At 39.4% G+C, this 17810-nt stretch carries 20 protein-coding genes and 1 pseudogene; 7 read left to right on the top strand and 14 right to left on the bottom strand.

Annotated elements, in window-relative coordinates; translation table 11 throughout:
• Window positions 1-90 precede the first annotated feature (90 nt).
• Both B9L23_RS01270 and B9L23_RS01265 read right to left on the bottom strand, forming a co-directional pair.
• Window positions 91-1029 (bottom strand): hypothetical protein, encoded by a 939-nt coding sequence (locus B9L23_RS01270; RefSeq protein ID WP_013401801.1) that lies wholly within the window; start codon window positions 1027-1029, stop codon window positions 91-93.
• Window positions 1030-1263: 234 nt separating this feature from the next.
• A complete protein-coding gene (locus tag B9L23_RS01265; protein WP_013401802.1) occupies window positions 1264-1812 on the bottom strand; it encodes a hypothetical protein in 549 nt (182 codons plus the stop codon).
• A gap of 185 nt (window positions 1813-1997) precedes the next feature.
• Here B9L23_RS01265 and B9L23_RS20250 point away from each other — a divergent pair, with 185 nt between their 5' ends.
• Genes B9L23_RS20250 through B9L23_RS01250 form a run of 4 tightly spaced genes read left to right on the top strand, consistent with a single transcriptional unit; the run spans window position 1998 to window position 5779 of the window.
• Window positions 1998-2162, top strand: a complete 165-nt coding sequence (locus B9L23_RS20250) for a hypothetical protein (RefSeq protein ID WP_013877629.1) — start codon at window positions 1998-2000, stop codon at window positions 2160-2162.
• Between the two features lie 6 nt (window positions 2163-2168).
• Window positions 2169-3119, top strand: a complete 951-nt coding sequence (locus B9L23_RS01260) for a polyprenyl synthetase family protein (protein WP_062679274.1) — start codon at window positions 2169-2171, stop codon at window positions 3117-3119.
• A 7-nt stretch (window positions 3120-3126) separates the two neighbouring features.
• Window positions 3127-5208 carry a sensor histidine kinase gene (locus B9L23_RS01255; RefSeq protein ID WP_089096731.1) on the top strand — a complete coding sequence of 694 codons (2082 nt, stop codon included), beginning with the start codon at window positions 3127-3129 and terminating at the stop codon, window positions 5206-5208.
• Window positions 5180-5779 (top strand): response regulator transcription factor, encoded by a 600-nt coding sequence (locus tag B9L23_RS01250; protein ID WP_089096730.1) that lies wholly within the window; start codon window positions 5180-5182, stop codon window positions 5777-5779. The genes B9L23_RS01255 and B9L23_RS01250 overlap by 29 nt, the downstream gene beginning before the upstream one ends.
• Window positions 5780-5826: 47 nt before the next feature.
• On the opposite strand, the gene B9L23_RS01245 is transcribed toward B9L23_RS01250, so the two are convergent.
• The 5 genes from B9L23_RS01245 to B9L23_RS19800 form a co-directional block, all read right to left on the bottom strand.
• Complete coding sequence (locus B9L23_RS01245) at window positions 5827-6648, bottom strand: undecaprenyl-diphosphate phosphatase (protein WP_089096729.1); 822 nt, start codon at window positions 6646-6648, stop codon at window positions 5827-5829.
• Between the two features lie 284 nt (window positions 6649-6932).
• Window positions 6933-7889, bottom strand: a complete 957-nt coding sequence (locus B9L23_RS01240; protein ID WP_089096728.1) for a sporulation protein — start codon at window positions 7887-7889, stop codon at window positions 6933-6935.
• 103 nt (window positions 7890-7992) lie between these two features.
• Window positions 7993-8661, bottom strand: coding sequence for a sporulation membrane protein YtaF (ytaF, locus tag B9L23_RS01235; RefSeq protein ID WP_081189358.1), 669 nt, complete (start codon window positions 8659-8661; stop codon window positions 7993-7995).
• Between the two features lie 110 nt (window positions 8662-8771).
• Window positions 8772-8903: a hypothetical protein gene (locus B9L23_RS21295; RefSeq protein WP_255265232.1), complete on the bottom strand. Its 132-nt coding sequence runs from the start codon at window positions 8901-8903 to the stop codon at window positions 8772-8774.
• A 180-nt stretch (window positions 8904-9083) separates the two neighbouring features.
• Complete coding sequence (locus tag B9L23_RS19800; protein ID WP_141103831.1) at window positions 9084-9278, bottom strand: hypothetical protein; 195 nt, start codon at window positions 9276-9278, stop codon at window positions 9084-9086.
• A gap of 407 nt (window positions 9279-9685) precedes the next feature.
• On the opposite strand from B9L23_RS19800, the gene ltaS reads away from it, so the two are divergent.
• The gene (gene ltaS, locus B9L23_RS01230; RefSeq protein WP_201030684.1) at window positions 9686-11638 is read left to right on the top strand and encodes a lipoteichoic acid synthase; all 1953 of its coding nucleotides are present in this window, start codon (window positions 9686-9688) and stop codon (window positions 11636-11638) included.
• Window positions 11639-11656: 18 nt separating this feature from the next.
• On the opposite strand, the gene B9L23_RS01225 is transcribed toward ltaS, so the two are convergent.
• The 3 genes and pseudogenes from B9L23_RS01225 to B9L23_RS01215 form a co-directional block, all read right to left on the bottom strand.
• Window positions 11657-12982, bottom strand: a complete 1326-nt coding sequence (locus B9L23_RS01225) for a S8 family peptidase (RefSeq protein ID WP_089096727.1) — start codon at window positions 12980-12982, stop codon at window positions 11657-11659.
• A 135-nt stretch (window positions 12983-13117) separates the two neighbouring features.
• Complete coding sequence (locus B9L23_RS01220; protein ID WP_089096726.1) at window positions 13118-13804, bottom strand: N-acetylmuramoyl-L-alanine amidase family protein; 687 nt, start codon at window positions 13802-13804, stop codon at window positions 13118-13120.
• 148 nt (window positions 13805-13952) lie between these two features.
• Window positions 13953-14152, bottom strand: a pseudogene (locus B9L23_RS01215) (DUF3949 domain-containing protein).
• A 39-nt stretch (window positions 14153-14191) separates the two neighbouring features.
• Here B9L23_RS01215 and B9L23_RS01210 point away from each other — a divergent pair.
• Together B9L23_RS01210 and B9L23_RS01205 are read left to right on the top strand one after the other, a co-directional pair.
• Window positions 14192-14419 carry an ATP-binding protein gene (locus B9L23_RS01210; protein WP_089096725.1) on the top strand — a complete coding sequence of 76 codons (228 nt, stop codon included), beginning with the start codon at window positions 14192-14194 and terminating at the stop codon, window positions 14417-14419.
• Between the two features lie 61 nt (window positions 14420-14480).
• Window positions 14481-14945, top strand: coding sequence for a DinB family protein (locus B9L23_RS01205; RefSeq protein ID WP_062679282.1), 465 nt, complete (start codon window positions 14481-14483; stop codon window positions 14943-14945).
• A gap of 61 nt (window positions 14946-15006) precedes the next feature.
• Here the strand turns inward: B9L23_RS01205 and B9L23_RS01200 are convergent, their stop codons facing one another.
• The 4 genes from B9L23_RS01200 to B9L23_RS01185 form a co-directional block, all read right to left on the bottom strand.
• Complete coding sequence (locus tag B9L23_RS01200; RefSeq protein WP_081189364.1) at window positions 15007-15717, bottom strand: DsbA family oxidoreductase; 711 nt, start codon at window positions 15715-15717, stop codon at window positions 15007-15009.
• A gap of 142 nt (window positions 15718-15859) precedes the next feature.
• Window positions 15860-16552, bottom strand: a complete 693-nt coding sequence (locus tag B9L23_RS01195) for a DUF1129 family protein (RefSeq protein ID WP_089096724.1) — start codon at window positions 16550-16552, stop codon at window positions 15860-15862.
• Window positions 16549-16881, bottom strand: coding sequence for a PadR family transcriptional regulator (locus tag B9L23_RS01190; RefSeq protein WP_012748933.1), 333 nt, complete (start codon window positions 16879-16881; stop codon window positions 16549-16551). The genes B9L23_RS01195 and B9L23_RS01190 overlap by 4 nt, the downstream gene beginning before the upstream one ends.
• 404 nt (window positions 16882-17285) lie before the next feature.
• The gene (locus B9L23_RS01185; RefSeq protein ID WP_089096723.1) at window positions 17286-17738 is read right to left on the bottom strand and encodes a CPBP family intramembrane glutamic endopeptidase; all 453 of its coding nucleotides are present in this window, start codon (window positions 17736-17738) and stop codon (window positions 17286-17288) included.
• Window positions 17739-17810: the final 72 nt, after the last annotated feature.

Raw genomic sequence — 17810 nt, 5'->3', positions numbered from 1 at the left:
CCTTTTTCCCGTTAAAGTTTTTCGTCACATTTGTAAGCTTCAGCATGATCATAGGCACTCCTTTGCTCCGCTGTACACCCTATTTTATGCTCATTGAATCGTAATTCGTTTGATATCCCTTTGGCCGTAAACGATAACCTCATTTTTCTCAATCGAAAAATCGATCACATCCGTCGCAGACCCTATGTGTTTCTTCGTTTGCGTGTCGATCACGTCCAGTATCAAAGTCGCATCACGATTAGGGTAAATTTGGATTAACATTTGACTGTCTTGATCGAAATAATTCAGGATTTTTTTAGTAAAAACATTGTTACCATGATATATTTTTTCTTTATCCGATCGATACAGCTGATCATTGAGACAATACAACTCACCGGCTTCTAGGCCAGTTTCGAGTAATTGCGGCATATTGTTTCGATCAGACAAGTCTAGCACGTACAATGAATAGGAGTCTGTAGGTTTATCATAAGCAGTGTAATAAAGCTGATTATGTATGATGACCCCATAAGATATCAGCCCTTTTGCATTAGGATAATCGATCAACTGATGTTCTCCTGCATCCAAACGAACAATAGAGCGCTTTATTTCTGCACCATTTTTGTCGCAGTATAGCATGATAAAAAAGAATCTTTTTCCATCCGTAGCCAAAGGGAAAATGGCTTGCTGATCCTCTAGACGATAGATTTCTTTTATTTGATTTTGATGAATACGCAAAATTGAAAAGTCTTTAGCGTGACTATCCCCTGCAGTGTAGTAGTTGCTTTTTGTATTAAACTCGTATACAACGTAATTTGGTCTATTCGTTTGTTGCTCTATCGTTTTCGTTGCCAGATTGTATGCCAATAACTTTTGAGTAAACCTGTTATATAGAATCATGCAGCTGTCTTTCGATTGACATTTGGGCAAGGTTACGCCCTGCCCCGACAAAGACGAACTATTGTTTTCTGAATTATTATTTTCATTTACGATACTACAGCCAGAAACAAAATAAAATACTATGCCCATTATGAGCATAACTACTCTTTTCATTTATTCACCTCACGAGCAGATAATCTTTGATTATATCAAGCGTGCTTAATACAATCATCAGATTGCATGCTATTAGAACTAACGGCTACAACATGCTCTAGATATATAATTATGAGCCGGCAGCAGTCTAATTATCTCTCCGATCACACCGACCCGCCGGCCCGTAATATTTCTGACCTTATTCTAATTTACTATTCTCATAGCAAAGTGTAGCGCTTGTACCTAAACTTTTTATTAAACCCCAGCAGAGATGTAATAGGTTCTAGGATCTCCTTTTAGTTTTACATATGCTGTATTGATTGTTGCAATAGTGCCACTTCTATAATCCTTCTCAGGGGCTATAACAATGTTTGAACGCCAAGAAGAACTTTTTGCTCCGTTGGTATTTGTCCAATATTTTACTTTTGTTTGGACAGTTTGCCATGATGATGAAGCACCAGCACTAGCACCATCTCCAGAAACCCCCATGGTAATAGAAGCGGAATTTCTTAAAGATGCAGTACTGTACCACTCAGTCTTAATCATTTCTACAGTGACATTACCACTATAAACTGCTGAAACTTGCCAGTCCCATTGTATAGTATTCCCTGAATACGTTGCTGAAGTTGATCGCCAAACATTAGAAGTTAATGTCCCTTGCCCGCCAGGAATTGTATAATCTTTTGCTTGAGAAACAGCAAACACCTTTGAATTCGAAATAGACAGAGAAAAACTTAAAACAGAAATAAGAAGCACAACAAACAAGCCTTTCAACCATCCTGAACCAATTCTGAGAAAAAACATAAATACCCCCCTTAATTTTAAAATGACAGCCGGCTTCACCCCCACTATATCAAAATAAATCTGAAAAAACATCCGTATTTTCCGCAAATTTGATTGCGGAAAATACCTATTTTTTCAGAAAATAATGACATAAGTTGTAATATAGTGTAAAATTTTGATGAAAATATTGGTTGGAGGTAGATATTATGAACCAAAACTTATGGAATGTTCTTCAAACACTACTAGAGAGAGATTCCATCGGAACAACGGAACTTGCGTTAGCGAGGGAGAGTTTAAGTCCAGAAGTATTTTCAGCACTGGTAGAATATATGCAGAACGGATTCAAAGCAAACGGAGATCAGTGGGTGTAGGATTGAATGAATATTGTTGGAAGAAACGAAATAAGAGCTTTCCTACAAAATCACTTATCTACTAACTGCATGTTAGAACAAGAGATCATTCAATATATTTTCCATATGCTGCACCGCAAAGGAAAAATATTTAATAATGATGAAACTTATTTTTCTTGGGGAGAGTTTTATGCATACGTATCCTCATTCCGTTTTGATGAGGATACATGCAGACAATCTGTTATTACTTACGCTGCGGCCATTGAGCTTCTTATTTTAGCGACCGACATTTTTGATGAGATTTCTGACCATGATCAAAGTAATGAGATAATAAGCCAGTTATCTATAGGCGAAACGGTCACCATTGCCAATGCGATTATGATGGAAGCGTTTCGACTCATTCTTCACAACTCTAAGACAGATGTGTATGAAAAGTTTGCTATTATCATCCATGAGTTGCAAAACGCTTGTAATGGACAATGGAGAGACTTGCATTTTGTCATTTCTGAACATGTTCCGACAGAAGAAGAGTATTTTCATCTCATCCAACAAAAGTCTTCGTCCTTAGTAAAACTAGTTTGTGAACTCAGCGATATCCATAACCAAAACATATGGGGACCCATTGCAACTGACATCGGCATCGCTGGCCAACTGAAAAATGACGCAAAAGATATTCTTTCTGATGATAAGAGTGATTTAATAAACCAAAAGGCCACTCTTCCTTTCATTAAAGCCGTTGAATATAGCATCGAAAATGATAATGGGTGGCTACTAAAGAAACTTCATCAATTGAAAGCAAATGATCACAACTCTCTATTAATGCAGGAGATTAAGAACTATATACGTAAAACCGGGGCAATCGACTACTGTTTCATTCTCTCCAAAGTTTATATGAATAAAGCATTGGACCAGCTTGCTGCCCATTTTCCTGAAAAACAAGTTCAAGTGAATCGTTTAAAAAGTTATCTAGAAAGCTAGGGATAATATGAACAAAAAAGTTTTTCCCTTTGTCATGCCACTCATTTTTGTCCTTATTATTTGTTATAATCTATTGAAAATGTACAATGAGCACTTTTCGTTCCAGCATTATTTCACGATGTTCATTGGAATGGCGTTTTTGTTTATTGGCATCTATAGCTATGTGCAAAAACCGAACTCCATCGTTGTTCAACATTTTTTAGCGTTAATGTTTATTAGCGGACTTGCTATTGCTTTGTCAACTCCTTCTAGCTGGAACATAAAACCGGCAAAAGAATTGGAAGTGATCGCCGTTTCTTTTGCCCCGTATATTCTTATGAAATTTTTTGAGCATTTTCCTTCATCTACAAAACCAGCATTTTTTCGTCAGGTGCGTATAATCACATTATTTATCGCTATTTTCGTAACGCTCAATTATTTTTTAATAGGTATTCGTCACGATGTCATCGTCAGCACGATCGTTCGGCCATGCATTGTTGCAAACATGGTTCTATCGTTACTATCTTGTATTGTCATCTTTTATTTACACCTTCAATCCAATTCCGATAGAATAAGAAATCAAATGTATCTTTTAATCGCTGGCTTGATTCTGTCGTTTGCTCCTGTTGTCATTCTTAGCTTAATTCCAGGTGCATTTTTTTCTTTTTCAGGCGTTCCTTTTCATTATAGTCTTAGCAGCATCATTGTCTTTCCTATGACACTGTCATATCTATTAACAAAGCAAGAAGTCGTTGATTTTCGAGAAATCTTTCGAAAAATTAGTTTTCAATTATTAGCAGTGATTTTGAGTTTAGTTGCATTTAACCTATTATTGGCTATGTTTTACAAATTCAACTTAAAGTCAGCTGTCTTAATAAACACCCTGCTCGTATGCACCTTCGTTGTTTATGACCTGATCCACAAAGGGTTGGAACCTTTAAAAATGAAAAAATGGGATCTTAAGAATCAAGAAATACAAAAAGAAAAATTGCTCATCCTTCAGCAATTGCTGAACGGGAAGCATTTGGAATATTGCGCAAAGCTCCTTGCTGATTTAATACATAAAACGATCGATGTTAGCGGAGTATGCCTGATATGGAAAAACGATAACATCCCTAAGATTTTACATAAAACAGGGGTTTTTCTCCATTTCAACGATGCGGAACTACTGACTTGCGTTCATCCAAGCTGCCATCCTGAAAAAATGAATATCAATGGAAAGAACTTTTTTTTCTATCCTATGAATATGGAGGATGTAACAATCGGATGGATCATCATCGGGGAAAAAACGAACGCAACGGTTTTTGAAAAAGAAGAAATCAAACTCATCGAAAAAATTCGAACCGACGCGACAGAATTATTTTCCAGCTCTAAATCGTTACAGCAAATCGAAAAACAGCTAAAGGAAACAGTGAAAGAATCCCTCACTTCCGAACAATTTCATTTGCTGCTGATTAATGAACAAGAAGAGGAAAAAAAGAAGCTATCTGTTTTTCTCCATGATGAGGTGTTGCAAAATTTAATCCTGCTTTTTAATAAACTTGAATTGCTAAGCAAAAATAAAAAAATGGATAACGGAGTTTTCGAAGACATTAAAGAGTCGCTCCGCAACAGTATTTTTGAAATAAGGGAAATGTGCCATGAGTTATATCCGGTTATAGTAGAAGATTTGGGATTGGAGAAAAGTCTTTATTCACTAAAAAGAAAATGTCAAACGAACCATAATGTGATCATTGAGATTGATTATAATACGAATCTGAGAGTCATTCCCGCTTCCCTCTCTATTCAAGTGTTTCGAATGATCAAAGAATTGGTTTGCAACGCTATCAAGCATTCTTCGTCAAAGAAGGTTTTCGTTTCTGTTGTAGAAACGAACAATTTCCTAAACATAAAAGTAAAAGATCATGGTATTGGATTTAAGGTGCCGAATCGTTTATCAGAGTTATCGCAAAACAATCATTTAGGATTGATTACGATTCAAAAACGAGTCAATCAGTTAAAAGGCACACTTGACATACAGTCTGAACCGGGAGCTGGAACTTGCGTTTCGATAACTCTGCCAATAGATGGGGATGGAACAAATGAAAATCAAAGTATTACTAGTGGATGACCATTTATTAGTGATGCTCGGGATTCAACAATTGTTAGAACATGAAGCTGATTTAGAGGTTGTAAATACGATTTGTCATCCCGCCCGTTTAGAGGAGGAAATCATCAAGCACAACCCTGACGTCATTGTCATGGATATAAGAATGAAAAACGATAACGGAATTGAATGGACGAAGAAAATCGCTGAAACATATCCAACATGTAAAGTCGTTATTTTATCAGGGTATGACTATGACGAATACATTCACGCTGCTTACGAAGCTGGGGCTTATGCGTTTGTGACAAAAGAAAATTCCGCCTTTGAATTGGCCAATGCGATTAGGCAAAGCCATTTAGGAATCAAATCTTTTCCGATTGACCGATTATCCAATTATAATTCTCCTCTCACAAAAATAGAATTAAACATTCTCCAACTCATTTCCGAGGATAAGACAAACGCAGAAATCAGCGAGCTGTTAAACATCAGCAGAAGAACGGTCGAACACCACGTATCTTCGATTTTGCGAAAATTGGATGTCGACTCACGGGTGGGAGCGGTTGTCAAAGCGATGAAACTAGGAATATTGGAATAAAAACAGCCCGATGGAATGTTGTCCATCGGGCGTCAGTTAAATAATTTCTAGAAATACACGATGTAAATAACAAGCGCCAAAACAATACGGTACACCGCAAACGGCACGAGGCGGATTTGGTTAATAAGCTTTAAGAAAAAGCGAATCGAAATGAGTGCGAACAAAAACGCGCTAATAAAGCCGGCGGTGAAAAACGGCAGAGCGTCGATCGTAAAATACTGCCAGTTTTTCAGCAAAGAGAGCACGCTCGCTCCCATCATAATCGGAACGGCCATAATGAACGTAAAATCGGCTGCCGCCCGGTGGCTCATTCCCACCAATACCCCGCCGGAAATCGTCGAGCCGGATCGGGAAAATCCTGGCCATAAGGACAAACATTGAACAAGACCGACGATAAGCGCCTGCTTATATGTAATTTGGTCCACCGTTTGCGCTTTTGGCGCCTTTTTGGCAAATACATCGGCGGCAATCATCAACAGCGCCCCGAGCACTAATCCGATCAGCACGGTTGCTGTGGAAAATAAGTGCTCGTCAATATAATCTTCAAATAATACCCCTAATACCCCTGCTGGAATGAGTCCAACGATCACTTGCATCAGCTTCAAGCGCGGCTTCCCATCACGATGGCGTCCGCGCAGCCCAAGCAAGTCGATAAATCGGTCTTTAAACACGACAACGACCGCCAAAATCGAGCCGAGCTGAATAACGACCTTAAAGGTATTTGCTGCATATTTTCCTAAAAATTTCTGCGATTTCAGCCACATATCATCGACAATAATCATATGACCCGTTGAGGAAACAGGGGCAAATTCCGTTAATCCTTCGACCATTCCTAAAATAATGGCCTTTATAATCTCTACAATGTCCATCCTCTAGCATTCCTTTCTTTTCGAAATTATGGCTGTCCTTATATAACATATTTCTCCGCTATGCCAAAATATCACGATTCTCTTCTTTTTACATCACTTTTTTGCTTTTACCAATCGATACACACCAAAAAGTCAGCACGCCTTATTTTACTATAAATCTTCAATTTCTACCACCGCCAAAAGAGGTATCTATCTGCCATAAGCCATTCACCGTTTAAGCTCACGATGATTGACGCAGAAAAAAGGGTGTCCCCTTTCGCTTTTGGAAACACCCTCTGTGATGATTATATAATATCGTCTCCACCGTCGAACCAATCGCCGACATCCAACATGTCTCCTAGGTCATGGTCATCGAGCGCTTCCTCAATGACATCCTCCAGCAACTCCTCCGCTGCCATACCTGCAAGCATTCCTGCCGCAAATCCTCCAATCGCTCCCGCCATTCCATGTCCGTGGTGATGAGATACGTACCGCGGAGGATAGGAAGCATGTGGAACATACGATGTGCCAGCATAAGAATGTGGCTGCTCGATCATTTCTTCGATAGCTGTGTGCAATTTTTTCGCGGTTTCTTCCACATCCTCTATTTCTTCATCGCTCAAGAAGATTTCTCGTTTTATTTCTCTTTCATGGAAGCCGCCAAATCCGCTCCATACATCCACTTCAAGGAACAATCGAATACCGTTTTCTTCGATGAATGCTGAAAATTCCACTTCTTGAACAGTGCCTTTAAACACTTCCGTTGGGAAAAACGCAAATTCCTGACCATATGCAGTTATTTTCCCAGATGAAGGCTTTTCGCGGAAGCCGAGCTTTTCAAACGCATGAAATAGTTTCTCGAGCGATAGTGGAGGAAGAATACGGATCGCATCTTGGTCAAAAGCATCGACTCCGTCTGCAATATCTAAACGTGTTACAAACGTATAACCCACGCTAGGACGAGTAATTGGCAAATGCAGTGGAAGCACATACGAAAACGGCAATACTTTTCTTCCTCCAGGCTGAATCGTAAATGAAGGGGAAACCGGAATGACAGCAACCGTTCGGCGATATGCTTTTCCATTCGTCTGAACGATAAGCTGTAGTTCCACCTCTAATTTGCGAATGCGTTGTTCTACTGTTCCTCCTTCAATAAAAAACTCCCCTTCCAACTTCTCCCCAAGGCGCACGTGAGGATGATGCAGCACAAGATCGACTTTCGCAGCTCCTACTCCAAGCTTGGACAAAAGCTTTTTCAACATGGCACCGATCTCTCCTTACGCAATAATGTTTATTTCAACAATGGTTACGAACCAACTGGCAAAAAGGATTCAACATAATAAATCCTAAAGGCAAATAGTACCTTTAGGATGTTCTAAAAAATATTTTGACAATCCCAAGAAAGATTAAAATCATCCCAGGGATGACAGTTGCTTTTTTCATTGCCTTTGTCTTGGCAAACATATTTCCGACCCTGAATCCTAAGCGAATGAAAATGACATTCCATATACATACAAGCAAAGCAAGCATAAACGGCGAATAGCCTAAAAACGAGGCGCTTAATCCCGCTCCAAACGCATCCATCGATAGCGCGAAACCAATAAGCAATGCTTCTTTTATACTAATGCTTCCTGAACGATCTAAATCCGCTAACATTGGGCGTTTCAGCACTTGAATAACGATACCAAACCGTTTTAAATCGAATCGCCATACTTTGATTCTAAGTTGTTTTGGCAATGGTTCGGAATAATCGCATTCATCCTCATCTTTTTTAATAACATTATAAATCGCCCAAATGCCGAGCGCAATTAGCAGACATGAGGCGATCCATCGTTCCGCTTGCACCGGTAAAAACAATAGAAGAAAGCTGCCAACATGCATAGACAGTAGTAACATCACACTGGACATACACGCAATAATCATAACGGATCGAAGCGGAAATTTAATATTTCTCATTCCATATGTCACACCGACACTGAAACTATCCATACTCACGGCAAAAGCTAACATGAACATCGATATATATTTCCACATAATTCGTTCCTCCTGCGTTACTATATGCAAACAACAACGCAGAGGAAACCATTTTGTTTCATTCGACACATATCGATTTCCAAGGAAATATTTCCGCTTTTATCGACACATTACTCTTTTAAATGATACGGCAACGTCGCAATGACAATATCTTTTTTCATAATAAAGAAAAAGCGCAAAATAATCGCTGTTTGGTTGTGCAGAAGCGTATGCCACCATTTTTTTACGATGAATTGCGGCATTAAGATCGTAACCGGTGAATCCCATTAGAAAATACAAGACGATCGCCGCGAGCCGATAAGCTCCTTGGCAAAAATCGATCATTGGCAATAAAGGAATTTTGCTTATTTTATGGCTTGCTGTTTTTTCTTTCTCACTCTTTTGCTTATTTTTCGCTTCTCGCTTAACCAATCATCATTTTTTTAGATAACAAAACGAATCATGTTTGCGATGCAATGTGGCCAGCCTAAGGCGATCGGTCCAACTCTTCCTCGCAAATATTGTAATGTTAAATCACCAGCATTCAATGTATCCAATCCAGCTGTTCGCGGTGCTGCGGCCTGATAAAGTCCGCATAGTTGTACATCAACCATAGAAAAACATACAAGTACGCTCAATTTTTCATTGCTTTATTTTTAATCATAATAAGCAATTCCATTAATAAAATGATTAGAGGGCATGACCATTCCTTTATTTTATAAATTTTACATAAATCATGAAACTATTTGTCTTCCATTTTCGTCTATGTAAAATGGAAAGAAAAATGCTTGGTTTTAAAGGGGGGGCTCACCGCAAGAAGCAAAAAATGGGGTGGAAATATGATAAAAACATTCCAATTGACTTTATATAAAATAGATATTATGCTACTTGACGTAGAGACTTTTCAATGTAAAATGGTGACATAACGTTTTTTTGCATGCTGCACGGAACTTTGTGCAGCTGTTGGTCTTATATTCATATATTCGTAGTTATTTGCACCAGACGTTGGAATAACGAATAAGGAGGCGAAGAGGACGTGAAGAGGATTGGTGGAAAGCTATTAGAAAAATACCGTTCTCTCCCTAATCAATATACTGTTTTTTTTATTTTTACCGTATTTTTATTTTGGATGAAAACATATGCAGCTTATCAAGCTGAATTTAATTTAGGCATTAGCAATTCCTTGCAGGAATTTCTATTATTTATCAACCCGGTTAGTTCGGCAATTTTCTTTTTTGGATTAGCGTTACTCGCGAAAGGGAAACGAACATATACTTGGCTCATTATCATTAATTTCATTTTATCGTTTATTTTATACGCCAATATTGTTTATTATCGTTTCTTTAGCGATTTTATTACGTTTCCGACGCTCACACAAACGAAAAACTTTGGCGATCTTGGCGGAAGCATTTGGGAACTAATAAAGTGGTACGATATTTTCTACTTTTTAGATACGATTATTTTAATTGCTATTGTCGTTTCGAAACGTTTTTCGTTGCCAGCAGTTCCGGTCGGACGTTATAAAAAACGCATTGTGTTCGCCATTTCTGCTCTCATTTTCAGTGTAAACCTTGCACTAGCGGAAGCAGACCGTCCACAATTGTTAACAAGAACGTTTGATCGCAACTATATCGTGAAATATTTAGGTGTTTACAACTATTTGATTTATGATGCTGTACAAAGCATGAAATCGTCGACACAGCGTGCTTTTGCGAATAAAAGCGATATCACAACCGTTCTGAACCATGTACAAGCAACATATGCAAAACCAAATCCAAAGTATTTCGGTGTAGCAAAAGGAATGAATGTGATTTACATTCATTTGGAATCATTCCAAAGCTTTTTGATTAACTATAAATTACATGGTGAAGAAGTAACGCCATTTTTGAACTCGCTCGTTCGTGATCCGAATACGTTTTACTTTGATAACTTTTTCCATCAAACAGGTCAAGGGAAAACATCCGATGCTGAGTTTATGCTAGAAAACTCGTTGTTTGGATTGCCGCAAGGAGCCGTGTTTACGACAAAAGGACAAAACACGTACCACGCAGCTCCGGCTATTCTTTCCCAGCAAGGGTATACGACAGCGGTATTCCACGGCAACTATAAAACGTTCTGGAACCGCGATGAAATTTATAAATCGTTTGGTTTCGACTATTTCTTTGACGCAAGCTACTATGACATGAGCGATGAAAATGTGCTTAACTACGGGTTAAAGGATAAACCGTTCTTTAGAGAGTCGATTCCGTTGTTAGAATCATTGAAAGAGCCGTTCTATGTAAAATTTATCACGTTATCGAACCACTTCCCTTATCCAATCAGCGAAGAAGAGGCAACAATTGAACCAGCTGAAACGGGAGATGGCTCGGTAGACCGTTATTTCCAAACGGCTCGCTATTTGGATGAGGCATTAAAAGAGTTCTTTGATTATCTCAAAAAATCCGGTTTGTACGACCGTTCCGTCATCATTTTATATGGTGACCATTATGGAATTTCCGAAAATCATAACAAAGCAATGTCACAAGTGTTAGGAAAAGAAATTACACCATTTGAACATGCACAATTGCAGCGAGTGCCTTTATTTATCCGTGTTCCGGGTGTCAAAGGCGGAATTATGCACCAATACGGCGGACAAATTGATTTATTGCCAACGGTTCTTCACCTATTAGGAATCGATACGAAAAACTATGTTCATTTCGGTACAGACTTGTTGTCACCGGAACATCAGGAAATCGTACCATTCCGTAATGGTAACTTTGTCACTCCGACAGTGACAGCAGTAAATGGAAAATATTATGATTCGAAAACGGGCGAACCAATTAAAGAAACACCGGAAATTAAACAGCTTGAGCAAATCGCCCGTACAAAACTCGATCTTTCGGACAAAGTCGTATATGGAGATTTACTGCGGTTCTACACACCAAAAGGATTCAAACCGGTCGATCCTACAAAATACGATTATAATAATCGTGAAGATAAAGAAAAGGGAAGTAAATAACAGCTTCCCTTTTCTTTTTTATTTTTTTAATAACTCAATCGCCCTTTTCGCATTGACATATCCCGCGCCATATATATTTGGGTCACGATCTTTCCATAAGACTGCGCCTTCTTTTAGCGCGCTTTTTATCTCATCTGGCGTTGCATTCGGTTTATATTCGAGCATTAAAGCAACAATGCCAGCGCAGATTGGCGTCGCCATCGATGTTCCTGACATGCTCGTATAGTATTGCCCAATGCGATTTTGCTTTTGATATTTATCGAATGTTGATTTTGGCGCACGTAAAGAAATAATGTTTACTCCTGGAACGACAATATCTGGTTTCCTAACTCCATAATAAGTCGGCCCACGGCTAGAAAATTCCGCAATTTCATCATCTTCTCTTGTCTCTGCTGTATCGCGGTCATCTAGCGCTCCAACTGTAATAATTTTATCGCTAATTCCAGGGCTTGAAATCGTTTTATATTCCGGCCCCTCATTTCCAGCTGCAGCACAGACGACTATGCCCCTGTCCCATGCCTCTTCCACTACTTGAACAAGCGGATCGTCATTTTCCGCTGGAAACGGCTGTGATTCCCCACCCAATGACAATGAAATAACATCGATCTTTCTATCTTTATTCATTTCATTATATTGGATGCACCATTCAATCCCGCGAATAATCGTATCAAGCGTGCCAGCGCCTGTTTTGTCCAACACTTTTACTCCAACCACATTTGCCTCATACGCCGGTCCCGCATACAATCCGGAAGAAACCGAACCATTCCCTGCTGCGTCCCCCGCGCAATGGGTGCCATGTCCATTATCATCATATGGAGCTGTACGCCCATTGACGAAATCGACAAACTCGACAATCCGTCCTTCTAAATCAGGATGCGGATAAATCCCTGTGTCGACAATCGCAATTGTCACTCCTTTTCCGCTTAACGTTGTTCCGTTCACCGCCACATGTTTCGCATTCGCTGATGGAACAGCGTTATTTAATAACGTGCTTACTTTTCGGTTTAAGTATACTTTTTTCACATCAGACCGCTGTAAAATTTGTTCTAACACTTGCGGAGTCACTTCGGCACTACACGAAGAGATATAGCGGAATTGATGGTGGATTTTCATGCGGAAGTGTTGTTTTTCAATTTCCCGGAGAGCAAAAATACTATTCTTTTCATGAAAATGAATGATAACCGGAATTTTTTTTGCCTTTTTCATCCATCTTTCTAGCTGCTTATGAATCATACAAGGAGTATACATAAAAGGCTTATACATACTTACCATAAAATGGCGCAAAGGACGGTCTAATTTATGTGTATAATTGCGCGCTAGTTGAACGATAGAATACCCAAACATTCGATCTCCCCCTCTAGTGAAACCTTGATATACTCTATGAAAAAGGAGGAGCTTGGCAACGGCTTGTATCTTGCGACAAACCAATCAAAAAAGCCTATCACACTTAATAAAGTGCGATAGGCTTGCTATACGAATTTATCTTTTCACTCGTTCCAACTCGATTTTATTAGCCTTTCCTAAATAGTACTCAACTTGTTTCAATACATTTTCTTTTTTCTCATAGGCACCGATTTGCTTTCCATCAACAATGACACGAATCAAATCGTTCGAATCCGACTTTTTCATTAAATGAAAAGCTTTCTCTAACCCATTCACATGTCCTCTTGCGATCTTTTGAAGAAACGCAGGGTCTTTCAACTTTTCCGCATCTTCCTTTCGATCGACAAATCCGTTTTCCGTAAGTATCGCTGACATGATCGTTTCCCTTAGCACATAAAAGTTTGCTTTCTTTTTCCCACGATCGCGGAATCCTGTCGCTCGTATCACTTCTTCGTGAATGATATCGCGAATCCGCGCTGTTGTTGAGTGATCCGAAAGTCCTTCATAAATGTAATCCTCATACCCCGTTCCTCCGCCAGCATTCACATGAATCGATACGTAAACATCGGCGCCCCAGCGGTTCGCTTTAGCCGCCCGCTCGCTTAACGGCACGGCTATATCGCTTGTTCGACTTAATTGCACAGATACGCTTTCATATTCGTTTTGCAATATACGCCGCATCTCCAATGCAATGGACAACGTAATATCTTTCTCTTGCAGTCCGTTTCCAAGTGCGCCTGTATCTTTTCCGCCATGTCCCGGATCAATAAAAATTTTCAGCATATGTTCCCCCCTATCAATTCCATGACAGAACCTCACTATTAGAATATGCACAACGATGAAAATCGCAACGCATCATCGTCTATGATAGAAATAAGGCACAACGGAACTAACATTGAAATGGATGAGGAAAGCGTTTGTCCCTTGATCGCTATAATTTTCCTTTATGATGGCGAATGTGATACAGTGCATTCGCGACCAATGCAGCAGGGCGATTCAAATGTTTCCTTGTATATGGAAGTGTAGCTGCTCTTTCTCAAACGATATGTTTACATACATTTGCTCTTGTGAAAACTTCAATTTTTTTGTCCGCTCTTTTGCTCCATATAAATATTGAATCAGAACCATCATAAGGAAATACAACAGTGCAATAATGCCGAAAAACCCTCAATGACGATGTCATTCTCATTTTCTCTTTTATTATATTACGAACGGTATTTCCAAAAGTTTCATTCGTTGTTTAATCGATTTTACCGCACTGATGAGTCAAGAACGTGCAAGCAGGGCGACTGGGGGCTTTCGATTGCGAAAGAATTCGTATTGACCCTCGATGACACGATCGGCATAGAAAGCTCCTCAGGGCAAGGGACGACCTTTATTGTCAAGCCGCCTTACTAACTATATCCTGTCCTTCTTTGATATAATCGAAAGGGAAACAAACCTAAAGGGAGGAATACACATGAGCCGTGCACAGCAATTCGTGCAACACTTTTTATCCCATCGCAATGTCACGGTGGAGTTAATTAATAAAATCGAGGAAAAGCATTATGACTACAAACCGACACCAACGTCGATGTCGGCAAAAGATTTAGCCACTCATATTCTTTTTAGCTTTTATAAATTCGCCAACACCGCAAAACAAGGGGATCCAGCGTTATTTACACAAAAAATCGAGGAAGCGGAGACCAATTTGCAAAAGCTTGCTGAAACATATACAGAAAAAACGAAGCAATTGCTCGAATCCCTTACCGATGAAGATTTCGAGCGCGTTTTAGATCTCACAAACGTATTTGGCGCAAAAATCCCAACAGCGCAATTTTTGCAAATGGCGATGGACCACGAAATCCATCATAAGGGCCAGCTTTTCGTATACGTCCGCGAAATGGGGCATACCGACTTGCCATTGTTTGTCAAACGAGGATAATGAAAAAAACAACCAGGCGTCTCTCTCCAAAGACCGTCTGGTTGTTTTTTCATACGCTTACCTATTCGATTTTGCAGTTGCCGTCCATGCATTGGCCTCCTCCATCAGCTGCCAGCGGCTGCAATGGAGAGTTTGCGTTTTCCTCTTCCCATACTTTTTCAAGCGCCTGCATAAACACTTCGGTCGGCTGTGCGCCGGAAATCGCGTATTTGCGGTTCAGCACAAAGAATGGCACACCGCGGACGCCGAAACGAGCCGCTTCCGCTTCGTCTTTTCTCACCTCATCAGTATAGCGGTCGCTTTCAAGAACTTGTTTTACTTTATCGCGATCCAGCCCTGCTTCGCCTGCCAACTCGATAAGCACGTCATAGTCGCTAATTAGTTTCGAATCGGTAAAATACGCTTGAAACAGCTGCTCTACCATTTCCCGAAGTTTTCCTTGTTCTTCGGCATATTTGGCAAGACGGTGGGCGTCAAACGTATTCGTCGGCTTCATCGTGTCAAAGCGGAACGTCAGCCCGACGGACTCTGCCTGTCTGCCAATATCGGCATTGACCCTTTTCGCCTCTTCAACTGAAATACCATATTTTTGCGCAATGATTTCGTGAATCGTCATATCATAATGTTTTTTTGCGTTGGGGTCCAGCTCAAAACTGCGGAATATGACTTCGACTTGGTCTTTATGCGGAAACTGCTCAAGCGCTTTTTCCAACCGGCGTTTCCCAATATAGCAAAATGGGCAGACAAAATCAGACCAAACTTCTATTTTCATCGTATATGCACCTCGGTTTAGGCTCTCCGTTGCATAAACAACAAGAAAGCAAAATTTCATGTTTCCACTTTATTGTAGCGAATCGCCATGCCGGTATTCAAATAAATGAACTTGGCATGCATAAAGGAAATGCCGCTCACAACTATTTTGTAATGCGAAACTTCTTATTAAGCAACCATGTCATAGCTAATACAAACAAGCCGAAAAGGATCCGAACCATTCCTCCCGCTTCGATACGGTAACCAAACTCAGGGACAAGCCTTTCCATTAGAATAAACATACCGAAGACAATGAAAAAAACAAACCATACAACCAAGAATGTCTTTACCTTATTGTTAAATGTGTTCGAATCATCACGAAAAGTAGATTTTCTAATCCATAGTACGATGATAGCAACCACTAACAAAATAACAGCACATTCAATCACAAAAAGGACAAACTCTTTTCCAAGATAGACGGTATCATCCACATCTGTAAACAGCTCTGCTACTAGTTCCACTGCACCTGTCGCCAAGGCAATGAGAGCGAATAATTGGATCATTAAGTAGCCAATAAAAGCATATATATTTCTCCTTTTTTCCTTTGGCAGCTGACCAATCAACTCATCGCAATACGCTTTCGGATCTTTGCCGAATACATCTTCCGCACTTTTGCCATGTTTCTGTGCCTCCAATAAATGATCTAACAATTCCATCAACAATTCCTCGCTTTGCTGTTCCGATAGCAACAAATGGGAACGGATATAAACGAGCATATCTTCATAGTAGTTTCGATTATGTTCATTTAATTGTTTACGCTTTTCATTATTAAGCACTGCCAAATCTTTCGCATTCATGTTACCTCTCCCCCTCGTAAAATCGCCTCTACCGGCGTCCGAATACTCTCCCACTCGGTGATGAAGTCTTGCAGCGCTTTCTCCCCTTTTTCTGTCAGATGATAATATTTCCTCTTCGGACCTGAAGGGGAGTCACGCATTTCTCCCTTAATCAATCCCGCTTTTTGCAGCCGAAGCAAAAGCGGATAAATGGAGCCTTCACTCACGTCATTGAGGCCAAATTGCTGCAGCTTTACTGACAATTCATAGCCGTACACGGATTCTTGTTTAATAATGGCCAAAATGCATCCTTCCAGCACCCCTTTTAACAACTGGCTTCTTAGCGACATGTTTTCCAGCTCCTTATATACCTTGTAATGCAAGATAGTCAGCAAAAGAAAATGTATCTTGCAATGCAAGATACCTACATGTTTATTATATATCCACTTCCATCTGAATTTCAACCAAAATATTCCTTACATTTCAGTGTTGATTTTAGACCACAGACAAAAATAGATCTTGTTCAACGAAACCCCCGTTAGCCAACTATGCCACATTTCATAGCACCACAGATGATGGAAGTTAATTCATTCTTCCATACCGCGTCACATCATCAGTAAATAAATGATCGTTGAACAAGATAATCAATCACATTTTTTATCAAGACCTAAAATCTAAAAATCTCTAAAAAATAAAGGTAAGCACATATTAGTCATATTGAATATGTTTGCTTACCTTTTATTTCATCTATTTTTTATCGGCATTTTTTCTTATGATAATGAACAGCTATAATAAAAAACAGAGTATATGTAATAATCGAATAAATAGTAGAAAGCATACCATTTACATCGATTAAGGCCAATAAAGAAGGAAGATTTCCATATACACTATTTTCATATGTCAAAAAGATACAAAAAAACATATTGTTTGCAGCATGAGCACCAATCGTGAATTCAGCACTATTGGTTCGAATAGTGATGTATGAAAGCATGAACCCAGTGAAAACATAATCTAACCCTACCCAAAGTGCGCTATTTGACATCTCAGGATTACCAAAATGTAATGCTCCAAAGATAAATCCTACTATGATGGATAATAAAATTGGTTGTTTGACTAGTTTCCCTATCCATTGCAATAAAAATCCTCTGAAAAATAACTCTTCCGAAGTAGTTTGAATAGGGACAAGAAAAATAACGAATATGACCATTTTTTCCTAATTCAGGAAGAACAAAATTTGGCTTCATATACTAACTCCTTCTAATATTATGTATGCTCTTAT

The organism is Parageobacillus galactosidasius, assembly GCF_002217735.1.
GTDB lineage: Bacteria > Bacillota > Bacilli > Bacillales > Anoxybacillaceae > Parageobacillus_B > Parageobacillus_B toebii.
This window is presented reverse-complemented; position numbering and strand designations above follow the sequence as displayed.